The organism is Streptococcus sp. 2100, assembly GCF_013276335.1.
Lineage (GTDB): Bacteria > Bacillota > Bacilli > Lactobacillales > Streptococcaceae > Streptococcus > Streptococcus pseudopneumoniae.
In genome coordinates, this window is sequence record NZ_VMKV01000031.1 from 19,048 (window position 1) to 35,203 (window position 16,156).

A 16,156-nucleotide genomic window follows, 5' to 3' on the forward strand; every position below is an offset into this window, starting at 1 on the left:
CATATATACGGCAAGGCGAAGCTGACGTGGTTTGAAGAGATTTTCGAAGAGTATTATTCTTCATCTGGTGTGAGGATCATCGGGATGATAATCGGTTCACGTTCGGTATTTTCATAGAGGAAGGGGCGAATAGCGTTGACAATGGCACCATTGACAGATTGCACGCTAGCATCCTTGTTTTTCAGTGCGATACGAATGGCATTGAAGAGGATACGCTGGCTTTGGCGAATCAGGTCGCCAGACTCTCTCATGTAGACAAAGCCTCGGCTGAGGATGTCTGGACCAGATAGAATCATCTGCGACTTGAAGTCAACAGTTGCGACTGCTAAAACGACACCGTCTTCAGATAGATCACGACGGTCTTTGAGGACAGCTGCGCCGATTTCACCGATACGATTTCCATCGACATAGATGTCTTGGGCGTTGAAATGACCTGCAATACGAGCTGAGTCAGCAGTAAGGGCAAGCACATCACCATTACTCATGATAAAGATATTGTCCTTCTCAACACCAGTATCCACTGCTAGTCCAGCATGGACTTTTTGCATGCGGTATTCACCGTGGACAGGCATGAAGTATTTTGGCTTAATCAAGCGGAGCATGAGTTTTTGCTCTTGCTGGCCACCGTGTCCAGATGTATGGATATTGTTCACTTTACCGTGGATAACTTCGACACCAGCTTCAGAAATGATGTTAATCAGCTTGTTGACGCTAGTCGTATTTCCAGGGATTGGGCTTGAAGAGAAGATAACGGTATCACCGGGTTGGAGTTGTACCTGACGGTGGGTTCCGTTGGCGATACGAGAGAGGGCTGCCATAGGCTCGCCCTGACTACCTGTACAGAGGATCAGAACCTCGCCAGCAGGGTAGTCTTTGATTTCATTTGGCTCGATAAAGGTTCCCTTAGGAGCTTTGATGTAGCCAAGGTCGATTCCGTTGACAATGGCCTTTTCCATAGAACGACCAAAGACCGCAATCTTACGTCCAGTCTTAACAGCAGCTTCAGTTGCTTGCTGGAGACGGAAGATATTTGAGGCAAAGGATGCAAAGATGATACGTCCTTCAATGCCTTGGATAATCTTCATGATGGACTGACCAACGACTTTTTCAGAGTTGGTAAAGGTTGGCACTTCTGCATTTGTTGAGTCAGACAGAAGACAAAGCACGCCTTCTTCACCAAGGGCAGCCATACGATGCAAGTCTGCAGGTTCTCCAACTGGAGTAAAGTCGAACTTGAAGTCGCCCGTACAGATGATTTTTCCTTGCGGAGTATGAATGACAATTCCCAAAGGCTCTGGAATAGAGTGAGTCGTTCTAAAGAAAGTTGCCTTGAGATTTTTAAAGGTCAACTCAGTGTTGTGGTTTATTTCGTAAAGTTTGGCGTTGCGCAAGAGGCCGTGTTCTTCGAGTTTCCCACGGATCAAAGCCAAGGCAAGTGGTCCAGCATAGATAGGGACATTTGCTTGCTTGAGCAGGAACGGAATCCCACCAATGTGGTCCTCGTGTCCGTGTGTGATTAAAACAGCCTTGACGCGGTCGATATTGTCCACGATGTATGAGTAGTCAGGAATGACATAGTCGATACCCAGCAAGTCATCTTCTGGGAATTTAATCCCAGCATCGACGATGATAATCTCATCTTGGTATTCAATTCCGTATGTATTTTTCCCGATTTCTCCCAGACCACCGATGGCAAAAACGCCGACTTCTTCAGGTTTAAGAGTGTAGGCCATATTAGAACTCCGTAATTTCGAAGGCGCCAGTTTCTTTTTCGTAATCTAGCAATTTGTCAGACAAGAGTTCGATATACTCGATATTGTACTCTGGGCGATTTTCTTCGACAAGTTGGCGAGCAGCGATACGGCTCTCAAGTTCTGAGTTGGCATCGATGTCTAGGTATAGTGCGCGTGTTGTTTCACGACGTGGGCTACGTTCTTTTGTTTCTTGATAAAAAACTTTGTAAATCATATAGTTCCTTTCTATTTTACAGGTCAGCTTATTCCAAACTTTTAGCATAGATTTGCTTGATTTCATTCCATTTTGTGTCTAGATTGACCTTGATTCGTTACAATTATTTCAATTATACCACAAAATGAAAAATTAGTAAAAGACGGAAACGAGAAAGTCATGGGACGATTTCTTTGGTAAACGCTTGCAATATCAAAAAGTATATGCTATAATAATAGAAAGAAATAGTATAAGCTGGAAAGGAAATAATTCGGAAACTATATTGTTTAGTGCTATTGATATTATGTTTAACTTTATAGATACTTCTGAATTGGATAAAGTTACCGAATTGAATGAACATGCTTTCCCTGTAGTTAGATTAGATAAAGCAGAGGAGCTTGGTTTAGATAATGAAGCTTTGGAGGTAGGCGTGTTTTAAACGAAATCGTAACGGATATAGAGACTAACGGAGAGTCAACTGATTTGGCTAGAATGGATCGCTCTCTTTTTCCTATAGGCTCTTATGGTAATTATTGTGGTTATGGGAAATAATGGATATTCTATTCCAGCTATTGATGATTTAGATATGGCTTGTTTCTATCATGATAAGTGTTTTAAGGGATTTTTAGCAGATAATAGAAGTTGCAATGCCGCATTCCTAATAAGATTATCTCCTATTGTAGCAAATAATGCTTGGAATACAACTAAAGGAGCATATGCAAGAGCAGCTGTGGTTCTATTTTCTAGATTCGTATAAGACCAAGTTTTTGTAAAATATGAGTTGTTACGTAAAAGTGTTGATATGAGTATTGGTGTCTATGAACAGAATCTTATCTTATAAGTTTTAACTTATCTTTTAAGGTTTCTGTTTATAGGCGCTTGTAGATGTGTTTATGTCTTTAAAAAATATATTTGCGATATTAAAAATGGATACTTATGCAATATTTCACTTTACTTATTAAGATAAATTTAAACTAAGGAGGTTGCTCTATGTATAACTTATTTGCTTTTGCTATCGGAGCTCGCTTGGTAGCTTTTATTGTTTTTGTTGCTTGCGTTTATGCGGGTAATCTTCTATTTACCAAACTGGAACGACGACAAACCAAGTTCTTGTGGAAAATTACCTTTGTGACTCTCTACTCGCTTTTTCTTCTCCTCGTAACCTATGTCGTTTGGTTTGTATTTTACTTTGGATTAAATGCTTAGATGCCCTGCTCATGCTGGGGCGTTTTTGTTTGGTGGCAAAAGATAGTAAATTTATGACACGAAAATTCCACCCCATCTATCAAGATGAGGTGGTCTTTGCATTTTTCTAAAATGACATGACAATGGAATTTTCAGAGCTTATTATTTTTATGGGAGTCATTGTTCTGCTCAAAAATAGAGTTGAAGCATAAAAATAAAACAATACAAACAGATAGATCAATTGGTAAAGGGATAGTAGTCATGTTTAAATCATTGAGAATGCTGAGCATACTGTAAGAGATGAAGACAATAAAATTTATCCTTCTAAAAATGTGTTTCTTATCTAGCATGACTTACCAAACTTTTTACGAAGGTCTTTTCCAATGGTATAACCTGCCATAAATAAAGCGATACCAACACCTACACCAAAGCCACCCTTTATTTCTTGCAATTCCTTAGTAGAAATTTCACAATAGTTGTTCAAATCTTTCATCATATTAATCTCCTCCTAAAAAATAACCAGCTGCCAAACCAGAACCTATAAGTGCTGTTCCACCTGCAATAGCTTTCCAAGATACTGCTACTCCAAAGATAACCAAGGGAGCGAGACCGCCATCAATATCTGATAATTCATTTTCAGATAAGGATAAAAATTGATTGTCAAGAACGTCAAAATTTGTCATTGAACTTTCCTCCTTTTTTCTTGTTCACTTTTATATTCGTAAAAGAAAAGGAAAAGTGAACATTTTTTTAAATTATTTTTAGTTAAGTGAGGGCACTCTTGTTTGGGGATAAAGAAAATTCCCATGTGCCAGCTTTTGTAGTATAATAGTAAGCAGACAAAAAGATAGGAATGTGTTATGAAAGTATTAGCTTTTGATACGTCTAGCAAGGCTCTTTCTCTGGCTATTTTAGAGGACAAGCAGGTTCTTGCCGAGACGACGATTAATATCAAGAAAAATCACAGCATTACCCTTATGCCTGCCATCGATTTTTTGATGGCAAGTTTGGATTGGACACCCAAGGATTTAGACCGAATCGTGGTGGCGGAAGGACCAGGTAGCTATACAGGCTTGCGAATTGCGGTAGCAACTGCCAAGACCTTAGCTCATACCCTGAACATCGAGTTGGTTGGTATGTCGAGTCTCTTGGCTCTGGTGCCCTACCAACAAGAAGGTTTGTTTGTCCCCTTGATGGATGCGCGTCGCAATAATGTTTATGCAGGATTTTATGAAAATGCCAAACCTGTCATGCCAGAAGCGCACTTACCCTTTGAGCGAGTGATTGAGTTAATCAAGGGCGCTAGTCAGGTAACCTTTGTCGGAGAAGTTGTCCCCTTTGTTGAGCAGATTCAAAAACACTTGCCAAGGACTAATTTCAAAGAAACCCTGCCTAATGCAGCCAATCTTGCTCTTTTGGCCTGGGACAAGGAAGCAGACTCCTTACACGACTTTGTGCCTAACTACCTCAAGCGTGTCGAGGCTGAGGAAAACTGGCTCAAGAACCATACCGAGTCTGGCGAGTCTTACATTAAACGCCTATGATAGAAATCAAACGAATCCAACAGCAGCCTAATCTAGCTAAAGCCATCTACGCTGTTATGATAGCTGTTTACCCAGTCAGTCCTTGGACGCTGGAACAAATCCAAGCTGACCTATTCCAAGACCAGACTTGGTATGCTCTGGCCTATGATGGGGCAGAAGTGATTGGATTTCTAGCTGTGCAGGAAAATATCTTTGAGGCAGAAGTCTTGCAAATCGCTGTTAAAGGAGACTATCAGGGTCAGGGGATTGCGTCAGCCTTGTTTGCTCAATTGCCGACAGACAAGGAGATTTTCCTCGAAGTCAGAAAGTCAAATCACCGAGCGCAAGCATTTTACAAGAAAGAAAAGATGGCAGTCATCGCTGAGCGAAAGGCCTACTACCATGATCCAGTCGAGGACGCCATTATCATGAAGAGAGAAGTAGATGAAGGATAGATATATTTTAGCATTTGAGACATCCTGTGATGAGACCAGTGTCGCCGTCTTGAAAAACGACGATGAGCTCTTGTCCAATGTCATTGCTAGTCAAATTGAGAGTCACAAACGTTTTGGGGGCGTAGTGCCTGAAGTAGCCAGTCGTCACCATGTCGAGGTCATTACAGCCTGCATCGAGGAGGCACTGACAGAAGCAGGGATTACCGAAGAGGACGTGACAGCTGTGGCTGTTACCTATGGACCAGGCTTGGTCGGAGCCTTGCTAGTTGGTTTGTCAGCTGCTAAGGCCTTTGCTTGGGCACATGGACTTCCACTTATCCCTGTTAACCACATGGCTGGTCACCTCATGGCAGCTCAAAGTGTGGAGCCTTTGGAGTTTCCCTTGCTAGCTCTTTTGGTTAGCGGTGGACACACAGAGTTAGTTTATGTTTCTGAGGCAGGAGATTATAAGATTGTTGGGGAAACGCGAGATGACGCGGTTGGCGAGGCCTATGATAAGGTCGGCCGCGTCATGGGCTTGACCTATCCTGCAGGTCGTGAGATTGACGAGTTGTCTCATCAGGGGCAGGATATTTATGATTTCCCTCGTGCCATGATTAAGGAGGATAATCTGGAGTTTTCATTCTCAGGTTTGAAATCTGCCTTTATCAATCTTCACCACAATGCCGAGCAAAAGGGAGAAAGTCTGTCTACAGAGGATTTGTGTGCTTCCTTCCAAGCAGCTGTACTGGATATTCTCATGGCTAAAACCAAGAAGGCTTTGGAGAAATACCCTGTTAAAACCCTTGTCGTGGCAGGTGGCGTGGCAGCCAATAAAGGTCTCAGAGAACGCCTAGCAACTGAAATCACAGATGTCAATGTCATCATTCCACCTCTGCGTCTCTGCGGAGACAATGCAGGTATGATTGCTTATGCCAGTGTCAGCGAGTGGAACAAAGAAAACTTTGCAAACTTGGACCTCAATGCCAAACCAAGCCTCGCTTTTGATACCATAGAATAAAGAGTCAGCTTAAGGCTGGCTTTTTTATTTTTTCTAACTATCAGAATATTTTGACAAATGAACACAAATAATGATATAATATGCAAAAGCTAGGAGGTGGTAGGATGATTGAAAAAATGGAATTGGGGGAATTTTACAAGGAACTGCGCCTGGCTAGAAAGCTCAAGCAGTCAGATGTGGCTTGTGACGGGCTAACAGCTTCTCAGTTGTCCAAGTTTGAGCTAGGGCAGTCCATGTTGTCTGCTGATAAGCTCATATTAGCCATTCAAGGGATCAATATGAATTTTGATGAGTTTGGGCACAAGCTCAACAACTATCAAGAATCTCCACATATGCGAATCGGTCGAAAGGTTGTGGATCGCTTTGCCCACCAAGATATCGCTGGCTTAGAGCAACTATTGGAGAAAATCAAGCAAGAACAGATGGCAGAGACCTATCGTCGTTTGAATGCCATTGTGATTAAAAATGCCATCCATTCCTTAAATAAGAGCTATCTGCTAACAGAGGAGGATAGCGAATTTTTGACCAGCTATCTCTATGTTATCGAGTCTTGGACCTGGTTTGAACTCTATCTCTTTTGCAATACCATGCCCTTCTTGAGCAATCAAGATTTGATCTTTTTATCGACCGCTTTAATTGAGAAGTCTAAAGAATTTAAGGAGTTGGTACATAATCGGTTGTATATGAAGCAAGGACTCTTAAATATCTTATCAGAACTCATGGAGCGAAAACTTTTCTCATACATCCCAATCTTCGAAGCCGAGTTGGAGAGCATGTTGCGTCCGTACGATGTTTTTGAGAAAGTATCGTGGCAATTTTTAAAGAAAATGAGTGTCTTTCTTCAAACCAAAGGAAGCAATCAAAAAGAGATTGAACACTTTATCCAATCTCTGCAAGTATTAGAAAATCCACAATTGCTAGCCCTCTTCGAATTGCGTTTTCAGCAATACAAAGAACTTATCGATTAATTAGAAACGGGAAGACGATAACCCACTCCGAAATAAGCAGGAGTATCAGTTGGATTTTTCTTTTTTTCATCATTATATCCCTCCTTGTTAGTAATAACTTTATTATACCAGGGAAATAATCAAATCTACCAAAATCGCAAATCTGAAATTTCTATAAGAAAAAATATCAAATATGCGATTTTCTAAAATAAGTCAATTTCCGTGTTATACTGTCCTTGTAAAACATTTGAAGCAAATCCTAGGTCGCAGAAGTGGTTTACAAATGAAGATAATTGAAGGAGTGTAAAAGATGTTAAATTTACAATTTGCAGAAACAATGGAATTGACAGAAGCTGAGTTGGAGACAGTTTATGGAGGAAGGTCATATCCTCCATTGGGATCTGGTGGAATGGGCGGTCTATGGCAAAACTACTTTAACTTTGCTCCTCCAGCTCCTGAGACTAGACGTCGTTATTGATGTTTAAAGCCCTTGCCTTTTTCTTGGGTAGGGGCTATTTTTATTTCATATATAGGAGAAAATAAAATGGGAAAGATAACTTCAAGATACTATTTTTTTATAGCGATTCTACTCGTCCTTGCTTATCAGTACCTTAGTGGTCTGGTTTTATCTAGCGACTTTGCTCTTAGGCTATCTGACTTTGGCTATTATTTGTCGGATATGATGTTGCATTTTCTTGTCGTTTTTATTGCTTTTTTTGCTATGGTTAAGTCAGGAAAATGGCAAGGAATTAACAGTAAGAAGTTTCGCTGGTCTTATTTGTTTTATTGTGTCTTAGCTTTTCTTTTGTTGTTCCTTTGGAATAGGGTTACCTTTTCTCTTTTTCCACCTACTCGAAATGCAATTTCTTATCAACATGCTACTCCTACTTTTACAGGAGCTACGGCATTTTTGATGTATTTTTTTTATCCTGTGATTGCAGGTCCCATTTTTGAAGACATGATTTATCGTGGATTAGTGATGACTGCTCTGGAAAAAGGGAAGAAATGGGGATTGGATGTACTTGGATCAGCTATATTATTTGGAATTTTGCACATTAGTAGTCATGGTTGGGTCTTGACAGACTTTTTCGTATATATGGGTGGCGGTCTCATATTTGCAGTCTTGTTTAGAGTAACCAAGTCCATTTATTGGCCTATTGGACTGCACATAGTCTACAATGGTATTGGTCAGATTTTGATGTTATTGCACTAGGATCTGGTTAGTAGCTAAAGACATGATGAGGTGTGCAGTGAAAAAGGCTGTGTAGGCTATCTATATGATATGGGATAGACTGGGCATACAGGATTTATTAGGATGTTTTGGAATAAAAATTCTAACTGGAATTTAAAAAGGAGTTATAATGAAAGTATTTCTTCAAAATAGAGATTTTAGGCAATTAACTGTCAACCAGTGGATTTCAACGGTTGGGGATACGATTTTTTATCTGGCCTTTTTGAATTATGTGGCAGATGCCTCTTTTGCCCCTCTGGCGATTTTACTCATCACGATTTCAGAAACTCTTCCCCAAGTTCTACAAATCTTTCTGGGAGTTTTGGCGGATTTTCAACATCATCGTGTCCTAAAATATACAATTATTAGTTTTGCAAAATTTTTGCTTTACTTTATAGTGTCTTTATCACTTTCAGGGCAGTCTTTCTCCTTGTTGCTAGTAGCATTTATTTGTCTGATTAACCTCTTGTCTGACACATTGAGTTATTTTTCAGGCGCCATGCTTACTCCGATTTTCATTAGAATTATTGGGCAAGACCATTTGGCAGAAGCTATTGGGTTTAAACAATCAACTGTTAGTTTAGTGAAAACAATCAGTAATATTCTAGGAGGAGTCTTACTAGGTATTCTATCTATCCAGTTTATTTCCTTACTGAACGCTCTTACCTTTTTAATCGCATTTTTAGGTATCATTTTCATAAAAACTGACCTCTTGAAAGTAGAAAAAACGATTAGCTATCAAGAAGGACTCTCTGTAAAATCCTTTTGCCAGCATTTGCTCCAATCATCGAAATTGATATGGAATATGAATAAGGTGCTCTTGGTTTTGTTTATTATTTCTATTAGTCAAGCAGTGATAAATGTTACAGTTCCTGTTTCTACTCTATTTTTGAGGAATCAACCCTTTTTGAATTTACAAACAGGTCAATCTCTTGCCTTGCTATCCACTTTTGAACTGTCAGCCCTGATTGTCGGAAGCCTTGTAAGTGGCTATCTGAAAAATATGATTTCTATAAAAACAGCTCTCTATGCCTCACTCGTCATCCAGTTGCTTCTTCTAGTAGGATTTGCCACAGTTCGTTTTGACTGGATTCTCATCTTTAGTACCTTGGATGCCTTTTTCGCAGGTGTTCTCTCTCCTAGATTGCAAGAACTCGTCTTTAAACAAATACCTGAGGAGTCAATGGGAGCAGTTCAATCTTCTATCGGTGCTATTACGGTTGTTTTACCTAGCTTATTTACAATAGCTTTGGTAACCATTGCTACTAGCTTTGGAACTCTGGCAGTTAGCTTTGTTTTATTGCTATTTCTTCTAGTTGCCTTTGTCATGCTTCTGAATATCCGTGAAAGTATTTAGCGGAGAATTTGTTTAATATATGTTTGAGACTGGATTGCCAGTCTTTTTATGATGGTCAAAATCAGCAGACTTTTTTCTCTTTCCTGAATGTGTTATAATAGTCCATGCTGTGGCTGGAACTGATTCAGCCCATTTATTAAGACAATATGAGGAGAAAGATGAAAGAAAAAGGATTTTGGGAGGGAGCGCAGGCAGCTATGCCAACGGCCCTTGGTTATGTCAGTATCGGCCTGGCCTGTGGGATTATCGGTGCGCCCTATGTGACACCTGTTGAGATGGGCTTGATGAGTCTCTTTGTTTATGCTGGGAGCGCCCAGTTTGCCATGTTGGCCTTGATTGCGGTTCAAGCACCTGTGGCTGCCATTGCTATGACGGTCTTTTTGATCAATTTGCGTCTCTTTTTGTTGAGTTTACACGCATCGACTTATTTCCGTCATACCAGTCTCTGGCAAAATATCGGTATGTCTAGCCTCTTGACTGATGAGACCTATGGCGTCTTGATGGGCGAATTGGCCCATGCAGACAAGGTCAATCCTATGTGGATGCACGGAAACAATCTCAACAGCTATGTGGCTTGGTTTGTGGGAACAGTGGTCGGAACGGCTCTAGGTGGCCTGTTGCCAAATCCAGAAATCTTTGGTTTAGATTTTGCCTTGGTTGGGATGTTTATCGGCATTTTTGCTTCGCAATTCCAGATTATGCAAAGACGAATTCCCGTCCGCAATCTGCTGATTATCCTAGCAGTTGTTGCGGTATCCTTCTTTTTACTCTTGACAGTGGTGTCTCAGTCACTAGCTGTTCTGTTTGCGACGCTACTTGGTTGTAGCATGGGGGTGGTTTTAGATGGTCAGTAAGTATCTTTTATTAGCAGTTATTTTCTCTGGCTTGGTGACCTGGATTCCCCGTATGATTCCTTTCATCTTGGTCAAGTATAAGGGCTTGCCTGCGATTGTTGAGCATTTTTTGAAGTTCTTGCCCGTTTCTATTATCTTTGCTTTGATTCTTTCAAGCGTAGTGACAGGTAATGTTGGGAGTCTTCCTCAAATCAAATGGCTGGACTTCTTAGCAGTCTTTCCGACGGCTTGGGTGGCCTTTCGTTACCGCAATCTAGTCGGTACGGTTCTCTTTGGAGTGGTCTTAATTGCCGTCTTGCGTTTGGTCTTTTAATACTCTTCGAAAATCTCTTCAAACCACGTCAGCTTTGCCTTTCCGTATATATGTTACTGACTTCGTCAGTTCTANNGCAACCTGCGGCTAGCTTTCTAGTTTGCTCTTTGATTTTCATTGAGTATAAATCAGCCATAAAGAAAACTTATCACAGAGATAGATATCATATAATGGCGTAAATGGTCTTTTTCTGTTAAGATTATAAGGTATTCTATTTTGGAGGAAATGACATGAAAAAAATCGTTAAATACTCATCTCTTGCGGCCCTTGCTCTTGTTGCTGCAGGTGTGTTAGCAGCTTGCTCAGGTGGTGCTAAGAAAGAAGGAGAAGCAGCTAGCAAGAAAGAAATCATCGTTGCAACCAATGGATCACCAAAGCCATTTATCTATGAAGAAAATGGCGAATTGACTGGTTACGAGATTGAAGTCGTTCGCGCTATCTTTAAAGATTCTGACAAATATGATGTCAAGTTTGAAAAGACAGAATGGTCAGGTGTCTTTGCAGGTCTTGACGCTGACCGTTACAATATGGCTGTCAACAATCTTAGCTACACTAAAGAACGTGCGGAGAAATACCTTTATGCCGCACCAATTGCCCAAAACCCTAATGTCCTTGTAGTGAAGAAAGATGACTCTAGTATCAAGTCTCTCGCTGATATCGGTGGAAAATCGACGGAAGTCGTTCAAGCCACTACATCAGCTAAGCAGTTAGAAGCATACAACGCTGAACACCCGGATAACCCAACTATCCTTAACTATACTAAGGCAGACTTCCAACAAATCATGGTACGTTTGAGCGATGGCCAATTTGACTATAAGATTTTTGATAAAATCGGTGTTGAAACAGTGATCAAGAACCAAGGTTTGGATAACTTGAAAGTCATTGAACTTCCAAGTGACCAACAACCGTACGTTTACCCACTTCTTGCTCAAGGTCAAGATGAGTTGAAATCATTTGTAGACAAACGCATCAAAGAACTCTACAAAGACGGAACGCTTGAAAAATTGTCTAAACAATTCTTCGGAGACACTTACCTACCAGCAGAGGCTGATATTAAATAATTTCTTGAAATCATCCATTCTGAATAAGATGGGTGATTTCTCAGTTCTTAGATATATAGTTTTAAACTATATATCTGACTATCTAATAACAATTTGTGAAATAAAACAAAGTATGAGATACTAGTACGGTATTATTTTTAAGGAGAAAGAATCATGAAAATCAAAAAATGGCTTGGCCTAGCAGCCCTTGCTACAGTCGCAGGTTTGGCTCTTGCAGCTTGCGGAAACTCAGAAAAGAAAGCAGACAATGCAACAACTATCAAAATCGCAACTGTCAACCGTAGCGGTTCTGAAGAAGCTCGTTGGGATAAAGTTCAAGAATTGGTTAAGAAAGACGGAATCACTTTGGAATTTACAGAGTTCACAGACTACTCACAACCAAACAAGGCAACTGCTGATGGCGAAGTAGACTTGAACGCTTTCCAACACTATAACTTCTTGAACAACTGGAACAAAGAAAACGGGAAAGACCTTGTAGCGATTGCTGATACTTACATCTCTCCAATCCGCCTTTACTCAGGTTTGAATGGAAGTGACAACAAGTACACTAAAGTAGAAGACATCCCAGCAAACGGAGAAATCGCTGTACCGAACGATGCTACAAACGAAAGCCGTGCGCTTTACTTGCTTCAATCAGCTGGCTTGATTAAATTGGACGTTTCAGGAACTGCTCTTGCAACAGTTGCTAACATCAAAGAAAATCCAAAGAACTTGAAAATCACTGAATTGGATGCTAGCCAAACAGCTCGTTCATTGTCATCAGTTGACGCTGCTGTTGTAAACAATACCTTCGTTACAGAAGCAAAATTGGACTACAAGAAAGCACTTTTCAAAGAACAAGCTGATGAAAATTCAAAACAATGGTACAACATCATCGTTGCGAAAAAAGATTGGGAAACATCACCAAAAGCTGATGCTATCAAGAAAGTGATCGCAGCTTACCATACAGATGAAGTGAAAAAAGTTATCGAAGAAACATCAGACGGTTTGGATCAACCAGTTTGGTAATAAGAAACAGGGAGGTGGGAGAGAGAATTCCACCTCTTGCTTTTGTATAGAGCATGGATTGTAAAGAAGACTATAGTTTCATAGAAAGGTAGAGAGAATATGGTTTTTCCTAGTGAACAAGAACAGATTGAAAAATTTGAAAAGGATCATGTAGCCCAGCATTATTTTGAGGTTTTGCGTACCTTGATTTCTAAGAAGTCGGTCTTTGCCCAGCAGGTTGGACTTAAGGAAGTCGCAAACTATCTGGGTGAGATTTTCAAGCGTGTGGGGGCTGAAGTGGAGATTGATGAGACTTACACGGCGCCTTTTGTCATGGCGCATTTCAAGAGTTCACGTCCAGATGCCAAGACCCTGATTTTCTATAACCACTATGACACTGTGCCAGCGGACGGAGATCAGGTCTGGACAGAGGATCCCTTTACGCTTTCGGTGCGCAATGGTTTCATGTATGGACGTGGGGTTGATGACGACAAGGGTCATATCACAGCTCGTTTGAGTGCTTTGAGAAAATACATGCAGCACCACGATGACCTGCCTGTCAATATCAGTTTTATCATGGAGGGAGCGGAGGAATCGGCTTCGACAGACCTGGATAAGTATTTGGAAAAGCATGCGGATAAACTCCGTGGGGCGGATTTGTTGGTCTGGGAACAAGGAACCAAAAATGCCTTGGAACAGCTGGAAATTTCTGGTGGAAATAAGGGGATTGTGACCTTTGATGCCAAGGTGAAAAGTGCTGATGTGGATATCCACTCGAGTTATGGTGGGGTTGTGGAATCAGCTCCTTGGTATCTCCTCCAAGCCTTACAGTCTCTTCGTGCTGCGGATGGCCGTATCTTGGTTGAAGGTTTGTACGAAGAAGTACAAGAGCCAAATGAACGAGAAATGTCCTTGGTGGACACTTACGCTCAACGCAATCCAGGGGAAATCAGCCAGATTTATGGTTTGGAATTGCCTCTCTTACAAGAGGAGCGTGCAGCCTTTCTAAAACGTTTCTTTTTTGAACCAGCTCTTAATATCGAAGGGATTCAGTCAGGTTATCAAGGGCAAGGGGTTAAGACTATTTTGCCAGCAGAAGCTAGCGCTAAGTTAGAAGTTCGTTTGGTTCCTGGTCTAGAACCGCATGATGTTCTGGAAAAAATTCGGAAACAGCTAGACAAAAATGGCTTTGATAAGGTAGAATTATACTATACCTTGGGAGAGATGAGCTATCGAAGCGATATGAGCGCACCAGCCATTCTCAATGTGATCGAGTTGGCCAAGAAATTCTATCCACAGGGCGTTTCAGTCTTGCCGACGACAGCGGGGACAGGACCTATGCATACGGTCTTTGATGCCCTAGAGGTGCCAATGGTGGCCTTCGGTCTAGGAAATGCCAACAGCCGAGACCACGGTGGAGATGAGAACGTGCGAATCGCCGATTACTACACCCATATTGAATTAGTAGAGGAGCTGATTAGAAGCTATGAGTAGAGATATTATCAAGTTAGATCAGATCGATGTGACTTTTCACCAAAAGAAGAGAACCATCACAGCGGTCAAGGATGTGACCATTCACATCCAAGAAGGGGATATTTACGGAATTGTTGGATATTCTGGAGCAGGGAAATCAACCCTTGTACGGGTGATTAATCTCTTGCAAAAGCCATCTGCAGGGAAAATTACCATTGACGATGATGTGATTTTTGATGGCAAGGTGGCCTTGACGGCAGAGCAGTTACGTCGTAAACGTCAAGATATCGGGATGATTTTCCAGCATTTTAACCTGATGAGCCAGAAGACTGCAGAGGAGAATGTAGCCTTTGCCCTTAAACACTCTGGACTCAGCAAGGAAGAAAAGAAGGCTAAAGTAGCTAAGTTGTTGGACTTGGTTGGCTTGGCGGATCGTGCTGAAAACTACCCTTCACAACTATCTGGAGGGCAAAAACAGCGTGTAGCCATTGCGCGTGCCTTGGCAAATGATCCAAAAATCTTGATTTCAGACGAGTCAACTTCTGCCCTTGACCCTAAGACAACCAAGCAGATTTTGGCCTTGTTGCAAGATTTGAACCAAAAATTAGGCTTGACTGTTGTCTTGATTACGCATGAAATGCAGATTGTCAAAGATATTGCCAACCGTGTGGCGGTTATGCAGGACGGGCATTTGATTGAAGAGGGTAGTGTGCTTGAAATCTTCTCAGACCCTAAACAACCTTTGACTCAAGACTTTATCTCAACAGCCACAGGTATTGACGAAGCCATGGTCAAAATCGAGAAGCAAGAAATCGTGGAACACTTGTCTGAAAACAGCATTTTGGTGCAGCTCAAGTACGCAGGGGCTTCAACAGACGAGCCACTTTTGAATGAGTTGTACAAGCATTACCAAGTAACGGCTAATATTCTCTATGGGAATATCGAAATCCTCGATGGCACTCCTGTTGGAGAATTGGTTGTAGTCTTGTCAGGTGAAAAAGCAGCGCTAGCAGGTGCCCAAGAAGCCATTCGTCAAGCAGGTGTACAACTAAAAGTATTGAAGGGAGGACAGTGAGATGGGATCATTGATTCAAACCTATTTACCAAATGTCTATAAAATGGGCTGGGCTGGTCAAGCAGGCTGGGGAACAGCCATCTACCTAACTCTTTATATGACAGTTCTGTCCTTTATCATCGGAGGTTTCTTGGGGCTAGTGGCAGGCCTTTTCCTTGTCTTGACAGCGCCAGGTGGTGTCTTGGAAAATAAAGTCGTTTTCTGGATTTTGGATAAAATCACCTCTATTTTCCGTGCGGTTCCCTTTATCATTCTCTTGGCAGTCTTGTCACCCTTCTCTCATCTAATCGTAGGAACAAGCATTGGTCCAAATGCAGCTATCGTACCCCTATCTTTTGCAGTCTTTGCCTTCTTTGCCCGTCAGGTGCAGGTTGTCTTGGCTGAATTGGATGGCGGTGTCATTGAGGCAGCTCAAGCGAGCGGAGCGACATTCTGGGATATCGTGGGTGTTTACCTATCAGAAGGTCTTCCAGATTTGATTCGTGTGACGACTGTGACCTTGATTTCCCTTGTTGGGGAAACAGCTATGGCGGGGGCAGTTGGAGCTGGTGGTATTGGTAACGTAGCCATCGCTTATGGATTTAACCGCTACAATCACGATGTGACTATCTTGGCAACCATCATTATCATTTTGATTATCTTTGCAATCCAATTCTTGGGAGACTTCTTGACTAAGAAATTGAGCCATAAATAAAAAAGAGTTAGGCAATCTGTACATCATTCATAGGAGTTGTCGTTATAGTCAAGA

20 protein-coding genes and 1 pseudogene are annotated in these 16,156 nt (G+C 41.4%); 17 read left to right on the forward strand and 4 right to left on the reverse strand.

The genetic code is table 11. The annotated features are described in order from the left end of the window. Positions 1–53: 53 nt before the first annotated feature. Both HT669_RS04895 and HT669_RS04900 read right to left on the reverse strand, forming a co-directional pair. Positions 54–1,733, reverse strand: coding sequence for a ribonuclease J (locus HT669_RS04895; protein ID WP_000331962.1), 1,680 nt, complete (start codon positions 1,731–1,733; stop codon positions 54–56). A gap of 1 nt (position 1,734) precedes the next feature. Then, complete coding sequence (locus tag HT669_RS04900) at positions 1,735–1,968, reverse strand: DNA-dependent RNA polymerase subunit epsilon (protein WP_172933649.1); 234 nt, start codon at positions 1,966–1,968, stop codon at positions 1,735–1,737. 184 nt (positions 1,969–2,152) lie between these two features. Between HT669_RS04900 and HT669_RS04905 the strand changes: the two genes are divergently transcribed. The 3 genes and pseudogenes from HT669_RS04905 (at position 2,153) to HT669_RS04915 (ending at position 3,153) form a co-directional block, all read left to right on the forward strand. Then, positions 2,153–2,386, forward strand: a complete 234-nt coding sequence (locus HT669_RS04905; protein WP_001200005.1) for a hypothetical protein — start codon at positions 2,153–2,155, stop codon at positions 2,384–2,386. An 83-nt stretch (positions 2,387–2,469) separates the two neighbouring features. Further along, a pseudogene (locus HT669_RS11515) lies at positions 2,470–2,563 on the forward strand (phospholipase); the annotation flags it as partial. Positions 2,564–2,937: 374 nt separating this feature from the next. Then, on the forward strand, positions 2,938–3,153 hold the full coding sequence (locus tag HT669_RS04915; RefSeq protein WP_000282480.1) for a hypothetical protein: 216 nt from the start codon (positions 2,938–2,940) through the stop codon (positions 3,151–3,153). Positions 3,154–3,475: 322 nt separating this feature from the next. Here HT669_RS04915 and cibB read toward each other — a convergent pair whose 3' ends face one another. Next, on the reverse strand, positions 3,476–3,628 hold the full coding sequence (gene cibB / locus HT669_RS04920) for a fratricide two-peptide bacteriocin subunit CibB (RefSeq protein ID WP_000974046.1): 153 nt from the start codon (positions 3,626–3,628) through the stop codon (positions 3,476–3,478). A 1-nt stretch (position 3,629) separates the two neighbouring features. Next, complete coding sequence (cibA, locus tag HT669_RS04925; protein WP_000180841.1) at positions 3,630–3,815, reverse strand: fratricide two-peptide bacteriocin subunit CibA; 186 nt, start codon at positions 3,813–3,815, stop codon at positions 3,630–3,632. 177 nt (positions 3,816–3,992) lie between these two features. Between cibA and tsaB the strand changes: the two genes are divergently transcribed. The 14 genes from tsaB to HT669_RS04995 all read left to right on the forward strand — a co-directional run bounded on the left by tsaB (position 3,993) and on the right by HT669_RS04995 (position 16,102). After that, a complete protein-coding gene (tsaB, locus tag HT669_RS04930) occupies positions 3,993–4,676 on the forward strand; it encodes a tRNA (adenosine(37)-N6)-threonylcarbamoyltransferase complex dimerization subunit type 1 TsaB (RefSeq protein ID WP_000865700.1) in 684 nt (227 codons plus the stop codon). Continuing rightward, positions 4,673–5,110, forward strand: a complete 438-nt coding sequence (gene rimI / locus HT669_RS04935) for a ribosomal protein S18-alanine N-acetyltransferase (RefSeq protein WP_000569845.1) — start codon at positions 4,673–4,675, stop codon at positions 5,108–5,110. The genes tsaB and rimI overlap by 4 nt, the downstream gene beginning before the upstream one ends. Further along, on the forward strand, positions 5,100–6,110 hold the full coding sequence (gene tsaD, locus HT669_RS04940; RefSeq protein WP_023938424.1) for a tRNA (adenosine(37)-N6)-threonylcarbamoyltransferase complex transferase subunit TsaD: 1,011 nt from the start codon (positions 5,100–5,102) through the stop codon (positions 6,108–6,110). Before rimI ends, tsaD begins: the two co-directional genes overlap by 11 nt. 104 nt (positions 6,111–6,214) lie before the next feature. Then, entirely contained in the window at positions 6,215–7,078 is an 864-nt protein-coding gene (locus HT669_RS04945) for an XRE/MutR family transcriptional regulator (protein ID WP_023941033.1), read from the forward strand. Positions 7,079–7,367: 289 nt separating this feature from the next. Then, positions 7,368–7,535 (forward strand): hypothetical protein, encoded by a 168-nt coding sequence (locus HT669_RS11520; protein ID WP_014017185.1) that lies wholly within the window; start codon positions 7,368–7,370, stop codon positions 7,533–7,535. Positions 7,536–7,601: 66 nt separating this feature from the next. Next, positions 7,602–8,270: a CPBP family intramembrane glutamic endopeptidase gene (locus tag HT669_RS04955; RefSeq protein ID WP_023941031.1), complete on the forward strand. Its 669-nt coding sequence runs from the start codon at positions 7,602–7,604 to the stop codon at positions 8,268–8,270. Positions 8,271–8,418: 148 nt separating this feature from the next. After that, positions 8,419–9,645 (forward strand): MFS transporter, encoded by a 1,227-nt coding sequence (locus HT669_RS04960; RefSeq protein WP_172933650.1) that lies wholly within the window; start codon positions 8,419–8,421, stop codon positions 9,643–9,645. 158 nt (positions 9,646–9,803) lie between these two features. After that, positions 9,804–10,499, forward strand: coding sequence for an AzlC family ABC transporter permease (locus HT669_RS04965; RefSeq protein WP_125851561.1), 696 nt, complete (start codon positions 9,804–9,806; stop codon positions 10,497–10,499). Next, positions 10,489–10,812, forward strand: coding sequence for an AzlD domain-containing protein (locus HT669_RS04970; protein ID WP_079252813.1), 324 nt, complete (start codon positions 10,489–10,491; stop codon positions 10,810–10,812). The genes HT669_RS04965 and HT669_RS04970 overlap by 11 nt, the downstream gene beginning before the upstream one ends. Positions 10,813–11,042: 230 nt before the next feature. Beyond that, positions 11,043–11,873: an amino acid ABC transporter substrate-binding protein gene (locus HT669_RS04975; RefSeq protein WP_000724930.1), complete on the forward strand. Its 831-nt coding sequence runs from the start codon at positions 11,043–11,045 to the stop codon at positions 11,871–11,873. 153 nt (positions 11,874–12,026) lie between these two features. Then, positions 12,027–12,881, forward strand: coding sequence for a MetQ/NlpA family ABC transporter substrate-binding protein (locus tag HT669_RS04980; RefSeq protein WP_000694496.1), 855 nt, complete (start codon positions 12,027–12,029; stop codon positions 12,879–12,881). Between the two features lie 99 nt (positions 12,882–12,980). Further along, entirely contained in the window at positions 12,981–14,354 is a 1,374-nt protein-coding gene (locus HT669_RS04985; protein WP_050223309.1) for a M20/M25/M40 family metallo-hydrolase, read from the forward strand. Further along, positions 14,347–15,408, forward strand: coding sequence for a methionine ABC transporter ATP-binding protein (locus HT669_RS04990; protein ID WP_000085651.1), 1,062 nt, complete (start codon positions 14,347–14,349; stop codon positions 15,406–15,408). The genes HT669_RS04985 and HT669_RS04990 overlap by 8 nt, the downstream gene beginning before the upstream one ends. 1 nt (position 15,409) lies before the next feature. Further along, positions 15,410–16,102 (forward strand): methionine ABC transporter permease, encoded by a 693-nt coding sequence (locus HT669_RS04995; RefSeq protein WP_000535118.1) that lies wholly within the window; start codon positions 15,410–15,412, stop codon positions 16,100–16,102. Positions 16,103–16,156 lie beyond the last annotated feature (54 nt).

What these genes read in the sequence shown, in the direction of transcription:
- HT669_RS04900 (WP_172933649.1), bottom strand. Translation starts at nt 1,968, where the DNA reads ATGATTTACAAAGTTTTTTATCAAGAAACAAAAGAACGTAGCCCACGT.
- HT669_RS04980 (WP_000694496.1), top strand. Translation starts at nt 12,027, where the DNA reads ATGAAAATCAAAAAATGGCTTGGCCTAGCAGCCCTTGCTACAGTCGCA.
- tsaB (WP_000865700.1), top strand. Translation starts at nt 3,993, where the DNA reads ATGAAAGTATTAGCTTTTGATACGTCTAGCAAGGCTCTTTCTCTGGCT.
- rimI (WP_000569845.1), top strand. Translation starts at nt 4,673, where the DNA reads ATGATAGAAATCAAACGAATCCAACAGCAGCCTAATCTAGCTAAAGCC.
- HT669_RS04990 (WP_000085651.1), top strand. Translation starts at nt 14,347, where the DNA reads ATGAGTAGAGATATTATCAAGTTAGATCAGATCGATGTGACTTTTCAC.
- HT669_RS04975 (WP_000724930.1), top strand. Translation starts at nt 11,043, where the DNA reads ATGAAAAAAATCGTTAAATACTCATCTCTTGCGGCCCTTGCTCTTGTT.
- HT669_RS04960 (WP_172933650.1), top strand. Translation starts at nt 8,419, where the DNA reads ATGAAAGTATTTCTTCAAAATAGAGATTTTAGGCAATTAACTGTCAAC.
- HT669_RS04915 (WP_000282480.1), top strand. Translation starts at nt 2,938, where the DNA reads ATGTATAACTTATTTGCTTTTGCTATCGGAGCTCGCTTGGTAGCTTTT.
- HT669_RS04985 (WP_050223309.1), top strand. Translation starts at nt 12,981, where the DNA reads ATGGTTTTTCCTAGTGAACAAGAACAGATTGAAAAATTTGAAAAGGAT.
- HT669_RS04970 (WP_079252813.1), top strand. Translation starts at nt 10,489, where the DNA reads ATGGTCAGTAAGTATCTTTTATTAGCAGTTATTTTCTCTGGCTTGGTG.
- HT669_RS04945 (WP_023941033.1), top strand. Translation starts at nt 6,215, where the DNA reads ATGATTGAAAAAATGGAATTGGGGGAATTTTACAAGGAACTGCGCCTG.
- HT669_RS04965 (WP_125851561.1), top strand. Translation starts at nt 9,804, where the DNA reads ATGAAAGAAAAAGGATTTTGGGAGGGAGCGCAGGCAGCTATGCCAACG.
- tsaD (WP_023938424.1), top strand. Translation starts at nt 5,100, where the DNA reads ATGAAGGATAGATATATTTTAGCATTTGAGACATCCTGTGATGAGACC.
- HT669_RS04995 (WP_000535118.1), top strand. Translation starts at nt 15,410, where the DNA reads ATGGGATCATTGATTCAAACCTATTTACCAAATGTCTATAAAATGGGC.
- HT669_RS11520 (WP_014017185.1), top strand. Translation starts at nt 7,368, where the DNA reads ATGTTAAATTTACAATTTGCAGAAACAATGGAATTGACAGAAGCTGAG.
- cibB (WP_000974046.1), bottom strand. Translation starts at nt 3,628, where the DNA reads ATGATGAAAGATTTGAACAACTATTGTGAAATTTCTACTAAGGAATTG.
- cibA (WP_000180841.1), bottom strand. Translation starts at nt 3,815, where the DNA reads ATGACAAATTTTGACGTTCTTGACAATCAATTTTTATCCTTATCTGAA.
- HT669_RS04895 (WP_000331962.1), bottom strand. Translation starts at nt 1,733, where the DNA reads ATGGCCTACACTCTTAAACCTGAAGAAGTCGGCGTTTTTGCCATCGGT.
- HT669_RS04955 (WP_023941031.1), top strand. Translation starts at nt 7,602, where the DNA reads ATGGGAAAGATAACTTCAAGATACTATTTTTTTATAGCGATTCTACTC.